The sequence below is a fragment of the Hydrogenophaga sp. FG152 genome, from assembly GCF_057809615.1.
This window is the reverse complement of the sequence record NZ_JBMDKH010000001.1, coordinates 434697-449627: the sequence shown is the minus strand read 5'-3', so window position 1 is coordinate 449627 and position 14931 is coordinate 434697. Positions and strand designations below refer to the sequence as shown.

Annotated in this window: 16 protein-coding genes; 3 read left to right on the top strand and 13 right to left on the bottom strand. The window is 64.6% G+C overall.

Annotated elements, in window-relative coordinates; translation table 11 throughout:
* Position 1: 1 nt before the first annotated feature.
* From moaD to ACODTB_RS02155, 6 genes are read right to left on the bottom strand one after another with little or no spacing between them, the layout of a single operon-like run.
* The gene (gene moaD, locus ACODTB_RS02180; protein WP_291111374.1) at positions 2-253 is read right to left on the bottom strand and encodes a molybdopterin converting factor subunit 1; all 252 of its coding nucleotides are present in this window, start codon (positions 251-253) and stop codon (positions 2-4) included.
* A complete protein-coding gene (locus ACODTB_RS02175) occupies positions 250-1542 on the bottom strand; it encodes a molybdopterin molybdotransferase MoeA (RefSeq protein WP_291111376.1) in 1293 nt (430 codons plus the stop codon). Before ACODTB_RS02175 ends, moaD begins: the two co-directional genes overlap by 4 nt.
* Entirely contained in the window at positions 1539-2081 is a 543-nt protein-coding gene (gene mobB / locus ACODTB_RS02170) for a molybdopterin-guanine dinucleotide biosynthesis protein B (RefSeq protein ID WP_291111378.1), read from the bottom strand. Before mobB ends, ACODTB_RS02175 begins: the two co-directional genes overlap by 4 nt.
* Complete coding sequence (gene thrC / locus ACODTB_RS02165) at positions 2078-3520, bottom strand: threonine synthase (RefSeq protein ID WP_291111379.1); 1443 nt, start codon at positions 3518-3520, stop codon at positions 2078-2080. Before thrC ends, mobB begins: the two co-directional genes overlap by 4 nt.
* Entirely contained in the window at positions 3520-4842 is a 1323-nt protein-coding gene (locus ACODTB_RS02160) for a homoserine dehydrogenase (protein WP_291111380.1), read from the bottom strand. Before ACODTB_RS02160 ends, thrC begins: the two co-directional genes overlap by 1 nt.
* A gap of 27 nt (positions 4843-4869) precedes the next feature.
* Entirely contained in the window at positions 4870-6096 is a 1227-nt protein-coding gene (locus ACODTB_RS02155) for a pyridoxal phosphate-dependent aminotransferase (protein ID WP_291111382.1), read from the bottom strand.
* Positions 6097-6234: 138 nt separating this feature from the next.
* On the opposite strand from ACODTB_RS02155, the gene ACODTB_RS02150 reads away from it, so the two are divergent.
* The 3 genes from ACODTB_RS02150 (at position 6235) to ACODTB_RS02140 (ending at position 9206) form a co-directional block, all read left to right on the top strand.
* Positions 6235-6615, top strand: a complete 381-nt coding sequence (locus ACODTB_RS02150; RefSeq protein WP_291111383.1) for an Mth938-like domain-containing protein — start codon at positions 6235-6237, stop codon at positions 6613-6615.
* Positions 6616-6785: 170 nt separating this feature from the next.
* Positions 6786-7262 carry a peroxiredoxin gene (locus ACODTB_RS02145; protein ID WP_291111385.1) on the top strand — a complete coding sequence of 159 codons (477 nt, stop codon included), beginning with the start codon at positions 6786-6788 and terminating at the stop codon, positions 7260-7262.
* 195 nt (positions 7263-7457) lie between these two features.
* Positions 7458-9206 (top strand): PhoH family protein, encoded by a 1749-nt coding sequence (locus ACODTB_RS02140; RefSeq protein WP_291111387.1) that lies wholly within the window; start codon positions 7458-7460, stop codon positions 9204-9206.
* A gap of 66 nt (positions 9207-9272) precedes the next feature.
* Here ACODTB_RS02140 and dnaB read toward each other — a convergent pair whose 3' ends face one another.
* The 7 genes from dnaB to ACODTB_RS02105 all read right to left on the bottom strand — a co-directional run bounded on the left by dnaB (position 9273) and on the right by ACODTB_RS02105 (position 14840).
* On the bottom strand, positions 9273-10712 hold the full coding sequence (gene dnaB, locus ACODTB_RS02135) for a replicative DNA helicase (protein WP_291111389.1): 1440 nt from the start codon (positions 10710-10712) through the stop codon (positions 9273-9275).
* 172 nt (positions 10713-10884) lie between these two features.
* Complete coding sequence (gene rplI / locus ACODTB_RS02130) at positions 10885-11337, bottom strand: 50S ribosomal protein L9 (RefSeq protein ID WP_382156962.1); 453 nt, start codon at positions 11335-11337, stop codon at positions 10885-10887.
* A 13-nt stretch (positions 11338-11350) separates the two neighbouring features.
* Complete coding sequence (rpsR, locus tag ACODTB_RS02125) at positions 11351-11632, bottom strand: 30S ribosomal protein S18 (RefSeq protein ID WP_068166407.1); 282 nt, start codon at positions 11630-11632, stop codon at positions 11351-11353.
* Between the two features lie 11 nt (positions 11633-11643).
* The gene (gene priB / locus ACODTB_RS02120) at positions 11644-11916 is read right to left on the bottom strand and encodes a primosomal replication protein N (protein ID WP_291111395.1); all 273 of its coding nucleotides are present in this window, start codon (positions 11914-11916) and stop codon (positions 11644-11646) included.
* A 39-nt stretch (positions 11917-11955) separates the two neighbouring features.
* Positions 11956-12342, bottom strand: coding sequence for a 30S ribosomal protein S6 (gene rpsF, locus ACODTB_RS02115; protein WP_291111398.1), 387 nt, complete (start codon positions 12340-12342; stop codon positions 11956-11958).
* Positions 12343-12472: 130 nt separating this feature from the next.
* Positions 12473-12946, bottom strand: a complete 474-nt coding sequence (locus ACODTB_RS02110) for a hypothetical protein (protein ID WP_291111399.1) — start codon at positions 12944-12946, stop codon at positions 12473-12475.
* Between the two features lie 211 nt (positions 12947-13157).
* A complete protein-coding gene (locus tag ACODTB_RS02105; RefSeq protein ID WP_291111400.1) occupies positions 13158-14840 on the bottom strand; it encodes an MFS transporter in 1683 nt (560 codons plus the stop codon).
* Positions 14841-14931: the final 91 nt, after the last annotated feature.

The window sequence follows — 14931 nt, the reverse complement described above, 5'->3', positions numbered from 1 at the left end:
TTCAACCACCCGTGACGGGCGGAAAGAACCCGACCTCGGCGCCCTCGGTGAGTGGCGCGGACTCTTCGCTCATGGCCTGGTTCAGGGCCACACGCACCGCCCGGCCCGGCGCCAGCACGTCCGCGTACGCGCCCCCGCGCGCCACGAGCTCGGCGCGCAAGGCCGAGAGCGTGGTGGCCTGCGTGTCCAGGGTTTCGCTGCCGGTGCCCACGGCCTCACGGATGGCGGCGAAATAGCGCAGTTGGACTTTCATGCAAGCAGATCCGCGAACGAGAGATAGGACACGGGGTCACCGTGGGCGATGGTGGTGCCGGCCGGGTTGTCGACCAGGCCATCACCCCAGACCGCGGACGTCAGCACACCCGAGCTCTGGTTGGGGAACAGGTCGAGCCCGCCCGCGGCGTTGCGGCGCACGCGCAGGAATTCGCGGCGCTTGTCGGCACGCGCCACCGTGAAATGCGCCGGCAGCGTGATGGCCGCAGGCAGTGCCTGGAAGCGGTTGGCCGGCACGCCTTGCAGCTTGAGCAGGAAGGGCCGAACCAGCAACAGGAAGGTGACGAAGCTGGACACCGGGTTGCCCGGCAGGCCAATGAAATGGCAGGCCTCGCCAGTGGCTGCACCCGCGCCACCATCGCGCCGCACCGTGCCATAGGCGAAGGGCTTGCCCGGCTTCATGCCGATCTGCCACAAGTCCAGGCTGCCGAGCTTTTGCACCGAAGGCTTGATGTGGTCTTCCTCGCCCACCGACACACCACCGCTGGTAAGGATCAGGTCGTGGTGGTCGGCCGCGGTCTTGAGCGCGGCCAGCGTGGCCTCACGCCGGTCGGGCACGATGCCGAGGTCGCTCACCTCGCAGCCCATGCGCTGGAGCAGCGTGCGCAGGAAGAACCGGTTGGAGTTGTAGATCGCGCCCGGCTTCATGGCTTCGGGCGGCACCTCGCCGGGCATCACGAGTTCGTCGCCGGTGGAGAACAGCGCCACGCGCGGCCGCGCGTTCACCAGCAGGTGCGCCAGGCCCAGGCTCGCGGCCAGACCCAGGCTCGAGGGCGAGAGCCGCTCGCCCCGGGCGAGCACCACGGCACCGCGCGTCACGTCTTCGCCCGCGCGGCGCACCCACTGGCCCACCTCGGGCACCGCCTGGATGTGCACGGCGTGGATGTCGCCCCCCACCTCGATGGTGTCTTCCTGCATCACCACGGCATCGGCCCCGGCGGGCATGGGTGCGCCGGTGAAGATGCGCGCACAGGTGCCCGGCTCCAGGGGCTGGCCCACATGGCCTGCGGCGATGCGCTGGCTCACACGCAGCACCTGGCCCGGCTCGGTCACATCGGCCACGCGCACCGCGTAGCCGTCCATGGACGAGTTGTCGTTCGGCGGCACCTGCAGGGCCGAAACCAGGTCTTGCGCGAGCACCCGGCGGTCGGCATCGAACGTGGCGACGGTCTCGGTCGCGCTCAGCGCCTCGACACGGCCCAGCAGGTCGGTCATGGCGTCGGCCAGCGACATCAGCGGTGCGCGTGCGGAAGGTTGGGAGGCGTTCATGGCGTCTTGGAAGGCGGATGGGCCTGGTAGGCGAAGCGGTCTGCATTGTCGAGCAACCAGAGCGCCACGTCATCGGGACGGTTCAAATCCAGCACCGTGCGTGGGGTGGGTGCCGGCAAGGCATTCGGGCTGTCGGTCACGACGGCAACGACGCGATCGTCGGCGGGGTAACGCACCGGCTTGCCATGGGCCTCGCGCCAGACCTCGACCTTGGCGAGGTCGCTGTCCTTGAAACCCTCGACCAGCACCCAGTCCACGGCGGGGTGCAGCTCGGCGATGAGGCTGTGCACCGAGTGCACCACGCGATCCTGCAGCTCGCGCATGATCACCAGCCGCCGGGGCGAGGCGGCCAGCACCTCGAAGGCGCCAGCCTCGCGGTGGCGCCAGGTGTCCTTGCCCGGGTGGTCAATGTCGAAATCGTGGTGGGCGTGCTTGACCACCGAAACGCGCTGCCCGCGCAGTTGCAGCGCGGGAATCAGTTGTTCGACCAGCGTGGTCTTGCCGGATCCGGAGTAGCCCGCGAATCCGACCACCTTCATGCGCGGGCGCAGTGCTGGGCGATGAAGGCCTGCACGTCGGCGGTGCGGGCCGGCATGACCTTCACCCGCTTGGGCAGGTCTTCGATCCCCTGGAACTGCGCCGGGCGATCGGGCTGGCGGCCCAGGGCTTCGACAATGGTTTCGGCGAACTTGATGGGCAGCGCGGTCTCCAGCACCACCATGGGGGTGCCGGCTTCACGGTGTTCGCGCGCCACCTTCACACCGTCGGCGGTGTGGGTGTCTATCATCAGGCGGTGGCGCCGGTGCACGTCGCGAATCGTGTCGAGCCGGTCGGCATGCGTGCTCTTGCCGCTGCGAAAACCATAGTGGCTCGCGGCCTCGGCGAACACCGGGTCGGTGCTCAGGTCGAAGCGACCCTCGCGCGACAGGCCTTCACCGAAGAAGGCCTTGACGCGATCGCCGTCGCGCCCGAGCAGGTCGAACACGAAGCGCTCGAAGTTGCTGGCCTTGGAAATGTCCATCGACGGGCTGGAGGTCTCGTGCGTGTCGGCGCTGCCGCGCACGCGGTACACGCCGGTGCGGAAGAACTCGTCGAGCACGTCGTTCTCGTTGGTGGCGACCACCAGCGTGCGGATCGGCAGGCCCATCTGGCGCGCCACATGGCCCGCGCACACGTTGCCGAAGTTGCCGCTGGGCACGGTGAAAGAGACCTGCTCGGTGTCCTTCGTGGTGGCCTGGAAATAGCCGGCGAAGTAGTAGACCACCTGGGCCAGCAGGCGGGCCCAGTTGATCGAGTTGACGGTGCCGATCTTGTAGGCGCGCTTGAACGCGAGGTCGTTGCTGACGTCCTTGACGATGTCCTGGCAATCGTCGAACACGCCTTCGATCGCGATGTTGTGGATGTTCTCATCCATCAGGCTGAACATCTGCGCCTGCTGGAACGGGCTCATTCGCCCGTGCGGGCTGAGCATGAACACGCGCACGCCGTGCTTGCCGCGCATGGCGTACTCGGCCGCGCTGCCGGTGTCGCCGGAGGTCGCGCCCAGGATGTTGAGCTCTTCACCGCGGCGCGCCAGTTCGTACTCGAACAGGTTGCCGAGCAACTGCATCGCCATGTCCTTGAAGGCCAGCGTGGGGCCGTTGGACAAGGCTTCGAGGTAGAAGCCGTCTTCGAGCTTCTTCAGCGGCACGATCTGCGGCGTGCCGAAGACCGCTTCGGTGTAGGTCTTCTCGCAGAGCGCACGCAGGTCGGCGGCGGGAATGTCGTCGATATAGAGCGACAGGATCTCGAACGCCAGCGCGGCGTAGCCCCCGGGCCGGCCGCCGTTGAACGACTCACGCAGGCGCTGCAGCGCGATGGCATCGACCTGCGGGTAACGCTCGGGCAGGTAGAGACCACCATCGGGCGCCAGGCCTTCCAGCAGGATTTCGCAGAAGCGCTTGCGGTCGGCATGACCGCGGGTCGAGAGGTAACGCATCAGTTGAGCTCTTCCTTGCGGATGCGCACGATGGGCGCCAGCACGGTGGGCAGCGTCTGCAGTTGCGCCAGGGCGTCGTTCATGGTGCCCTCGCGCGTGTCGTGCGTGAGGATGATGAGGTCGGTGGAGGTGCCACCTTCGCCGCTCACCTCGTCGGCCTCGCGCTGCAGCACCGCATCGATGCTGATGCCGGCGCCGGCCAGCAAACCGGTGACCTTGGCCAGCACGCCGGCCTGGTCGGCCACGCGCAGGCGCAGGTAGTAGCTCGTCACCACCTCGCTCATGGGCAGCACGGTGAGATCGCTCAAGGCGTCGGGCTGGAACGCCAGGTGCGGCACGCGGTGGTGGGGGTCGGCCGTGTGCAGGCGGGTGATGTCCACCAGGTCGGCGATGACGGCGCTGGCGGTGGGCTCGCTGCCCGCGCCCTTGCCGTAGTACAGCGTGGTGCCCACGGCGTCGCCGTTGACCACCACGGCGTTCATCGCGCCTTCCACGTTGGCAATCAGGCGCTTGCTCGGCACCAGGCTCGGGTGCACGCGCAGCTCGATGCCTTGCGCCGTGCGCTTGGTGATGCCCAGCAGCTTGATGCGGTAGCCGAGCTGTTCGGCGTACTTGATGTCGGTGGCGCCCAGCTGGGTGATGCCTTCCACGTAGGCCTTGTCGAACTGCACGGGAATGCCGAAGGCGATCGCGCTCATGAGCGTGACCTTGTGCGCCGCGTCCACGCCTTCGATGTCGAAGGTCGGGTCGGCCTCCGCGTAGCCCAGGCGCTGCGCCTCCTGGAGCACGACGGCGAAGTCCAGGCCCTTGTCGCGCATCTCGGAGAGGATGAAGTTGGTCGTGCCGTTGATGATGCCGGCGATCCACTGGATGCTGTTGGCGGTGAGACCTTCGCGCAGCGCCTTGATGATGGGAATACCACCGGCCACGGCGGCCTCGAAGGCCACCATCACGCCCTTGGCCGAAGCGGCCGCGAAGATTTCGGTGCCATGCACGGCCAGCAGGGCCTTGTTCGCGGTGACCACGTGCTTGCCGGCAGCGATGGCCTCCATCACCAGGGCCTTGGCGATGCCATAGCCGCCGATGAGCTCGATCACGATGTCGATCTCGGGGTTGGCGATCACGGCGCGGGCGTCGTTCACGACCTTCACATCGGGACCCACGATGGCCTGCGCACGGGCCACGTCCAGGTCGGCCACCATGGTGATTTCAATGCCACGACCGGCGCGCCGGCGAATCTCTTCCTGGTTGCGCTGGAGCACGTTGAACGTGCCACTGCCTACGGTGCCTATGCCCAGGAGGCCTACTTGGATCGGTTTCATGTCGGTCATGGTTGGGAAGCGGAAAAATCAGGTGCCGTGGCGTTTTCGCCAGCCCTCGAAAAACTTGGCCACGCGGTGGATGGCCTCGCGCAGGTCGTCCTCGTGCGGCAGGAACACGATACGGAAATGCTGGTTGTCCGGGTAATTGAACCCGGTGCCCTGCACCAGCATCACGCGCGTTTCCTGCAGCAGTTCCAGGAACATCTGCTGATCGTCCTCGACCGGGTACATCTTCGGGTCGAGCTTGGGGAACATGTAGAGCGCGGCCGAGGGCTTGACGCAGCTCACGCCAGGAATGGCGGTGATGAGTTCGTAGGCAAGGTCGCGCTGGCGGCGCAGGCGACCGCCTTCGCACACGAGGTCATTGATGCTCTGGTACCCGCCCAGCGCGGTCTGGATCGCCCACTGGCCCGGCACGTTCGCGCACAGGCGCATGTTCGAGAGCATGTTCAGGCCCTCGATGTAGTCCTTGGCGGGCTTCTTGTTGCCCGACACCACGAGCCAGCCCGCGCGGTAGCCACACGACCGGTAGCTCTTGGACAGCGAGTTGAAGGTCAGCGTGAGCACGTCGTCCGACAAGCTGGCGATGGCCGTGTGTTTGGCACCGTCGTACAGCACCTTGTCGTACACCTCGTCGGCGAAGATCACCAGCCCGTGCTCGCGTGCGAGTTCCACGATGGCCTTGAGCAGATCGTCAGAGTACAGCGCACCCGTGGGGTTGTTCGGGTTGATCACCACGATGCCCTTGGTCGCCGGCGTGATCTTGCGGCGGATGTCGTCGAGGTCCGGCATCCAGCCGTTGGACTCTTCGCACATGTAGTGCACCGGCGTGCCGCCCGACAGGCTGGCCGCGGCCGTCCACAGCGGGTAGTCCGGTGCCGGCAGCAGCAGCTCGTCACCGTTGTCCAGCAGCGCGTTGGTCGCCATCACGATGAGTTCGCTCGCGCCGTTGCCGAGGTAGATGTCTTCCAGGGCCACGCCTTTGATGCCCTGCTTCTGCGTTTCGTGCATCACCGCCTTGCGCGCCGCGAAGATGCCCTTGCTGTCGGAATAACCCGCCGAGTTCGGCAGGTTGCGGATCATGTCCTGCTGAATCTCCTCCGGCGCATCGAAGCCGAACACCGCCAGGTTGCCGATGTTGAGCTTGATGATCTTGTGGCCTTCCTCTTCCATCTGACGCGCCGCGTCCATGATGGGCCCGCGGATGTCGTAGCAGACGTTGGCAAGCTTGGCGGATTTCTGGATGCTTTTCAAAGGCCCTCCGGAGGGGGTTGTGGGGTCATGACCAACATGCCCCGCCGAGGTGCGCCGGGCGTTATATTCGGTCTCTTCAGCAGGGAAAACCTGCAATTTGACCACAGATCCCCAGCCCTTCTGATCCGCTGCCTTCCCATGAAACTTCACGCCGACAAGCTGGACACACAGTCCATCACCTCCTACGGCGAGGGGTGGATCGCCGTGAACGGCCAGCGCCACGCCGGCAGCCTCGTGCTCGCCTCGGGGGGCCAGCTGATTCCCTGGGAATGCCAGCACTTCGAAGACCTCACCGCCACGCACTTCGAGCAGTTGGCCAGCGTCATGCAAGAAGCACCTGAACTGGTGGTGTTCGGCAGCGGCTCCCGGTTGCGCTTCGTGCGGCCCGCGCTGCTGCAGGGTTTGATGGAGCGCCGCATCGGCGTGGAAACCATGGACACCGCCGCGGCCTGCCGCACCTACAACATCCTGGCTGGCGAAGGCCGCCGCGTCGTGGCGGCGCTTTTGATCGAAACCTGAAACGCCCCGTTCCCCGCTCCAGCCAAACCGTGACGGAATGGCGCAATCAGGGTAAAATAGCGGATTGTTTCCTGCCACGGCCCCCTTTTGCATGTCCAGTGCAGGGCATGCCGTGAAGCACCCGGGAAGCCAACGAATCACCACCAACTTACGTCAGGGGTCCACGCAGTATGGCAGTCGTTGTCAACAAACCCATTCCCGAATTTGAATCGCAGGCCACCGGTGGCGTGAAGGTCAGCAACCAGACCCACCTTGGCCAGACCATCGTTCTGTATTTCTACCCCAAGGACAACACCCCCGGTTGCACGACCGAGGCCATGCAGTTCCGCGACAAATACAAGGATTTCGTCAAGGCCGGCGCGCAGGTGTTCGGCGTGTCGCGTGACAACATGAAGTCGCACGATGACTTCAAGACCAAGCTCGAACTGCCCTTCGAGCTGATCGCGGACACCGAAGAGAAGATGTGCCACATGTTCGGCGTGGTGAAGAACAAGATCATGTACGGCAAGAAGGTCAAGGGCATCGAGCGCAGCACCTTCCTGATCGGCCCGGATGGCGTGCTCAAGCAGGAATGGCGCGGCCTGAAAGTGCCTGGCCACGTGGAAGACGTGCTCAAAGCGGTGAAGGCGCTCAAGAAGGCTCCCTGAACCCCAGATCGAGGGAGTGTGGGACCCCGCTGATGCAGGAATTTCCGGGTCACACGACTCGTGCATAATGAATTCATGACAACGGGAAGCGTTTCAGCCCCACCCTCTTTCGACAAGCTCCGCAGCTCTCAAAGCCGCCCGGTTTTCCCGGCGGCTTTTTGTTTTCCGGCCCCGCGCTGACACCACTAGCCCTCCATGCCACTGCCTCCCGCACCCTCCAAACGCGCAGCCCTGCTGGCCCCCGATGCCTACTCCCTTCGAGCCGCCGAAGAGCCACTGGACTTGAACCCTGTCCTGGAACCGTCCGCAACGGTTGCACCCGCCACCCCGACGGGCTCGGCGCCGAAGGGCCATGGGCGGGGTCGAAAACCCTCGATGACAGCTGCCAGCGCACGCGCCGAAGTGCCGAAGGCACCCGTGCGCCCGCCTGCGCCGGTGGTGGCCAAAGCCCCCGAAGTGCGCCAGCCCGTCCCCGAGGCGCCCGCCGAACCCCGGGCCCCCGTGGCACCGGTGGCCAGCAACCGCCGGCGCACCGCAGGCAAGGCCGGCAACGGGCCGGCGCGACTGTTCGTGCTGGACACCAACGTCCTGCTGCACGACCCCATGAGCCTGTTCCGCTTCGAGGAACACGACATCTTCCTGCCCATGATCGTGCTCGAAGAACTCGATGGGCACAAAAAAGGCATGACCGAGGTGGCCCGCAACGGCCGCCAGACCAGCCGCACGCTCGACGCCCTGGTGGCCCAGCAAGGTGGCGACATGGCCAAGGGCCTCAAGCTCTCGGCCACCGGCCACCAGTCGGCCCGTGGCCTGCTGTTCTTCCAGACCGAACCGCTGGACAACGCCCTGCCCTCCAGCCTGCCCCAGGGCAAGGCCGACAACCAGATCCTGGGTGTGGTGCATGCCCTGCGCGAGCGGTATCCGCAACGCGAAGTCATCCTGGTGTCGAAGGACATCAACATGCGGGTTAAAGCGCGCGCGCTGGGCCTGGCCGCCGAGGACTACCAGAACGACAAGACCCTGGACGACGGCGAACTGCTCTACGCCGGCGCACTGGCCCTGCCCCAGGACTTCTGGACCCGCCAGAGCAAGACCATCGAGAGCTGGCAGAGCGGCAGCCACACGTTCTACCGCGTGAGCGGCCCTGCCGTGGGCCAGTTCTACATCAACCAGTTCGTGTATTTCGAGGCGCCCGGCGAGCCCTCGCTGTACGCCCGTGTGACCGAGATCCGCGACAAGACCGCGGTGCTCAAAACGCTGAAGGACTACACCCATTTGAAAAATGCGGTGTGGGGTGTGACCAGCCGCAACCGCGAGCAGAACTTCGCGCTCAACCTGCTGATGGACCCGGAGATTGACTTCGTCACACTGGCCGGTACCGCGGGCACGGGCAAGACGCTGATGGCGCTGGCCAGCGGCCTGACCCAGGTGCTCGACGACCGCCGCTACACCGAGATCATCATGACGCGCGCCACCGTGAGCGTGGGTGAGGACATCGGCTTCCTGCCGGGCACCGAAGAGGAAAAGATGGGTCCCTGGATGGGTGCGCTCGACGACAACCTCGAGTTCCTGGCCAAGGGCGATGGCGGCAATGCCGGCGAGTGGGGGCGCGCCGCCACCAATGAGCTCATCCGCAGCCGCATCAAGGTCAAGAGCATGAACTTCATGCGCGGCCGCACCTTCATGAACCGGTACGTGATCATCGACGAGGCGCAGAACCTGACGCCCAAGCAGATGAAGACGCTGATCACCCGCGCCGGCCCGGGCACGAAGATCATCTGCATGGGCAACCTCGCACAGATCGACACGCCCTACCTGACCGAAGGTTCGTCGGGCCTGACCTACGCAGTCGATCGCTTCAAAGGCTGGCCGCATGGCGGACACATCACGCTCGCGCGCGGCGAGCGTTCGCGCCTGGCCGATTTCGCCAGCGAAGTGCTCTGACCTCAAGGCTTTTTGCCATGAAAAAACCCGGCCAAGGCCGGGTTTTTTCATGCGCGCCGTCCGTTGTCAGTAATCGCTGCCACCGCCCATGCCACCGCCTGCCAGGCTTTCGAAACGGGTGAGCATGTTCAGGAAGGCCAGCTTCACCACGCCAGTGGGGCCGTTGCGCTGCTTGCCGATGATGATCTCGGCCACGCCCGGCTCCTTGCAGTTCTCGCGGTTGTAGTACTCGTCGCGGTAGATGAACATGATGATGTCCGCATCCTGCTCGATGGCACCGGACTCGCGCAAGTCCGACATCATGGGGCGCTTGTCGGTGCGCTGCTCGACCGACCGGTTGAGCTGGGAGAGCGCGATCACCGGGCACTGCAGCTCCTTGGCCAGCATCTTCAACCCCCGCGAGATTTCACCCAGCTCGGTGGCGCGGTTGTCGCCCCCGGACGCGCCGGAGCCACTCATGAGCTGCAGGTAGTCAACCACGATCAGGCCCAGCTTGCCGCACTGTCTGGCCAATCGACGGGCATTGGCGCGCAGCTCGCTGGGCGTGAGACCCGGCGTCTCATCGATGTGCAGCGACACGGTGCGCAGCTTTTCGATCGCCTCCGTCAAGCGGGGCCACTCGTCGTCGGTGAGCTTGCCGGTGCGCAGATGCCCCTGGTTGATCCGGCCGATGGAGCCGACCACACGCACCGCCAGCTGCGACGCGCCCATTTCCATGGAGAACACGGCCACAGGCAGCCCTTCGTTCAGGGCCACGTGCTCGGCGATGTTGATCGCGAACGCGGTCTTGCCCATGGAGGGTCGGGCCGCCAGCACCACGAGGTCACCCGCCTGCAGGCCCGAGGTCATGCGGTCCAGATCGATGAACCCGGTGGGAACACCCGTCACGTCCGCCGGGTTGTCGGCCATCTCCTGCACACGGTCCAGGAGGTCTACCACGAGCTTGTCCATGCTCTGGAAGCCCTCCTTCATCCGCGAGCCTTCCTCGCCGATCTTGAAGACCTTCTGCTCGGCCTCGTCCAGGATCTTGGCGACTGGCCGTCCTTGTGGGTTGAAAGCGGCGGTCGCGATCTCATCACTGGCGGTCACGAGTTTGCGCAGGATCGCGCGCTCGCGCACGATCTCGGCATAGCGGCGGATGTTCGCCGCACTCGGCACGTACTGCGCAAGCGAGTTGAGGTACGCCAACCCGCCCGCCTCTTCGGCCTTGCCCAGGTTCTGCAAGTGCTCGAACACCGTCACCACATCGGCAGGCTTGCTCCCGTTGACCAGGGTCGCGATCGCAGAATAGGTCAGCCGGTGCTCGTGGCGATAGAAATCGGAATCGTTGATCAGGTCGGCCACACGGTCCCACGCACCGTTGTCGAGCAGCAGGCCGCCCAGCACACTGGATTCGGCTTCGATGGAATGCGGGGGCACACGCAACTGGGCGACCTGACGATCCCCCACGGGGTCTTCAAAGCCCGCATCAAAGTCGGGGAAGGGACTGGAAAAGGCAGTGGACATGGAGGTATCGCAGCTAAAGAGCGATGGTACGCCCCAGGGGATGGATCAGGGGTGGACAACCCTGTGGAAATCCGGTGTGAATCGCGTGCAGAAGGCGGGATAACCCGCCCGCGCCGGGCAAAAAAAAGCCGCTGCCCGAAGGCAGCGGCTTTTGCAGAACGCTGCGCGGAACTCAGGCGGTTTCGCCGAGCACCGAGACGTTGACGTCGACCGTCACGTCGGTGTGCAGGTTGACGCTGACCGTGTAGTCGCCCACGTTCTTGAGGGGGCCGTTGGGCATGCGCACTTGCGACTTGGCCACGGCGAAGCCTTGCTTGTTCAGCTCTTCGGACACGTCGTGGTTGGTCACGGAGCCGAACAGGCGGCCGTCCACACCGGCCTTTTGCGACAGCTTGACCGTCACGGCAGCGAGCTTCTCGCCCAGGGCCTGGGCTTCGGCCAGCTTGGCCGCCGCCACCTTTTCGAGTTCCGCACGGCGGGCTTCGAATTCAGCGATGGCGCTCTGGGTGGCACGGCGGGCACGGCCGGTGGGGATCAGGAAGTTGCGGGCATAGCCCTCTTTGACCTTGACCACATCGCCGAGGGCGCCGAGGTTGATCACTTTGTCGAGCAGGATGATTTGCATGTCAGGCTCTCTTTCAGACGCGGTGCTGGTCGCTGTAGGGCAGCATGGCCAGGAAGCGTGCGCGCTTGATGGCGGTGTTGACCTGGCGCTGGTAGAAGGCACGGGTGCCGGTCAGGCGCGCGGGGATGATCTTGCCGTTTTCGGCGATGAAGTCACGCAGGACGTCCACGTCCTTGTAGTCGACTTCTTCGACGTTGGCCACGGTGAAGCGGCAGAAGCGCTTGCGCTTGAAGAGCAGCGACTGGGTGTTGCGCTTCGGGCGCTTGTCTTTGTTGAAACGTTTGGGTGCAGCCATGATGGGCCTTCCTATGTTTTGCTGAAATCTTGGATGTGGAACACCACGCCTTTGCCATTGCGCGCATTCGTCATGAAACCGTGAAACTCGCAAACCGCATCCAGGCCCTGTCGGGAGAGGATTTCGGCCTGGGCACCGAAGGCCACGGCCCTCAGCTGCAATTTCACCTGTCTGGGGGTGTCCATCTCGACGACCTGGGACTCGTGTTCAAGCACGAGGTTGACGGCCGGGATGCCTGCCGGTGTGTAACGCAGGCTCTGCACCTGCACCACCACGGCGGACAATTGAAGACGGTTCACCCGATGACGATTGGCGCCACAGACTTAGGCGGCGGCCTGCTCCTGCGACTGGTGCGTGGCGGGCTGTTGAAGCTTGCGGGCTTCTTCGCGCTCGACCGACTTCATCATGGCCGACGGACCGGTGTCGGCCTTCTTGCGCAGCACGGTGAGGTGGCGCAGCACGGCGTCGTTGAACTTGAACGCGTGTTCCAGTTCGGACATCACGGCCTGATCGGCCTCGATGTTGACGCACAGGTAGTGGGCCTTGGACAGCTTGTTGATCTGGTAAGCCATCTGGCGGCGGCCCCAGTCTTCAACACGGTGGATCTTGCCACCACCGGTGGTGATCATGCCCTTGTAACGCTCCAGCATGGCCGGAACCTGTTCGCTTTGGTCCGGATGGATCAGCAAAACGATTTCATAGTGACGCATAGACACTCCTTGAGGATGAGCCGTGGGAAGCCACGGCGGGATTCAGCCACCCGCCGCGTCTGGAAGCGGTGTGGCAAGGCGAAAAGCTCACGATTATAGCAAATCGCGGCTTTTCGGCACCCCAACTGCTTCAGCGGTTGTTCAGCGCCTTGTCCAGGGGCACGAACTTCTCGGGGCCCACGGCCTCGCGGATCCGGGGAGCCAGTTCGAGCAGTTGCTCGTAGTTGCCGGCGGCCTCCACCGCCAGATTCAGGCGAAACCCCCTCAAGCCCAGGCTGGCGGTGAGCCGGGTGGCGATGGGATAGGCATCCTGATAGCGCTGCACCGGACTGCGCGAGTTGTGCTCCTTGAGCACTTCGTCGTGGGCCGCGGCCACCGCCTGCTCCGCGGCCGAGGGCCTGGGTGCCGAATCGGTGATCAATCCGAGCGCGAACAGGTGCTCAACGTCTTCCTGGGATACCCCCATGGCGGCCGAGGCCGCCAGCAACTCCGCCATGGAACGCCGGCCATCCACGAGGATGAAGACCGACCGTTGTCGCGGCGTCAGCGGCACCGATCGGTCTTTCATGACCTGCAGGCCGGTTTCGGTTTTCACAATGCTCATGGGTTCTCTCGAGGAAGCTCCACCGGGGGTGGTTTGTACCGGTCACCGGGATGACTCAACGCGGAAGTTGGATGAAACGAGCTTTACATGCGACTGGCGGCATTTGAATTGGGGTTTATCCATACCGGAGCGCCCATGAAAAAGCCCGCACGGGGCGGGCTCTGTGAAGAAAGTCGCACCCGCCTGCGGGCGGATGCGACCCTGCTTAACCTCAGTCCTTGGCGTAGATGTCCACGTCCTTGGTCTCGCGGATGAAGATCATGCCGATGATGAACGTGCCGGTCGCCACGATCACTGGGTACCAGAGGCCGTAGAAGATGTCGCCGGTCGCGGCCACCATGGCGAAGGCCGTGGTGGGCAGCAAGCCGCCGAACCAGCCGTTGCCGATGTGGTACGGCAGGCTCATCGACGTGTAGCGGATGCGCGTGGGGAACATCTCGACCAACATGGCAGCGATCGGGCCGTACACCATGGTCACCAGGATCACCAGGAACACCAGGATCAGCAGGACCATGCCCTTGTTCATCTTGGCGGGATCCGCAGGGGTGGTCAGGCCTTCGGCCTTGGCGGTGTCGGTCAGTGCCTTGCGGAAGTCGCCAATGGCCTTCGCGCTGTCAGCCGCAAACGCATCGCGCTTCTCGTTGAGCACGCCCACTGGCGAGTTCAGCACCTTGTCGCCCAGCGTCACCGTCGCAGGTGCACCGGCCGGACCCTGCACGCTGGTGTACGGGATGTACGCCTGCGTGAGTGCGCGCTTGGCGATGTCGCACGAGGTGCGGAAATCGATGTCGCGTGCAATCGGGCTGCCCTGGAACGAGCACTCCTTCAGATCGGCCGTCACCGTGACCTTGTTCGCCTGCTGTGCCGCCACCAGCGCCGGGTTGGCGTAGTTGAGCAACATCGGGAAGACGGTGAAGTAGGTCAGCGCTGCGATCAGGCAGCCGCCCATGATGATGGGCTTGCGGCCGATCTTGTCGGACAGCGTGCCGAAGAAGATGAAGAACGGCGTACCGATCAACAGCGAGGCGGCGATCAACAGGTTGGCGGTGGTGGCGTCCACCTTGGCGATCGTGGTCAGGAAGAACAGCGCGTAGAACTGCCCCGTGTACCAGACCACGGCCTGGCCGGCGGTCAGGCCGAGCAGCGCCAGGATCACGACCTTCAGGTTCTTCCATTGGCCGAAGGACTCGGTCAGCGGCGCCTTGGAGGTCTTGCCTTCGGACTTCATCTTCTGGAACGCCGGCGACTCATTGAGGCTCAAGCGGATCCAGACCGAAATGCCCAGCAGCAGGATGGACACCAGGAATGGAATGCGCCAGCCCCATTCGCCGAACTCCTTGTCGCCCATCGCGGTGCGCACGCCCAGAATCACCAGCAGCGACAGGAACAGACCCAGCGTGGCCGTGGTCTGGATCCATGCCGTGTAGGCGCCTCGTTTGCCGTGCGGCGCGTGTTCGGCCACATAGGTCGCGGCACCGCCGTACTCACCACCCAGCGCCAGGCCTTGCAGCATGCGCAGGATGATCAGGATGACGGGAGCGGCCAGGCCGATGGACGCGTAGCTGGGCAGCAGGCCCACGATGAACGTGGACGCGCCCATGATCAGGATGGTCACCAGGAAGGTGTACTTGCGCCCGATCATGTCCCCCAGGCGGCCGAAGAAGATCGCACCGAACGGCCGCACCAGGAAGCCCGCTGCGAAGGCCAGCAAGGCGAAGATGTAGGCGGATGTTGGATCCAGGCCGGAGAAGAACTGGCGCGCGATGATGGCCGCGAGCGAGCCGTAGAGATAGAAGTCATACCACTCGAAAACCGTCCCTAGAGAAGAGGCGAAGATCACCTTTCTCTCCTCCTTGGTCATCGGTGCAGAAGCACTGGCCGTCGAAGTTGCCATGATGTTGAAGTCTCCTAAGTTAGATGGCTGGCACAAGATGCCATCGCAGTGTTTTAGGAGCGTCTGACAAGAAACTGACAGAGGGTGTCCT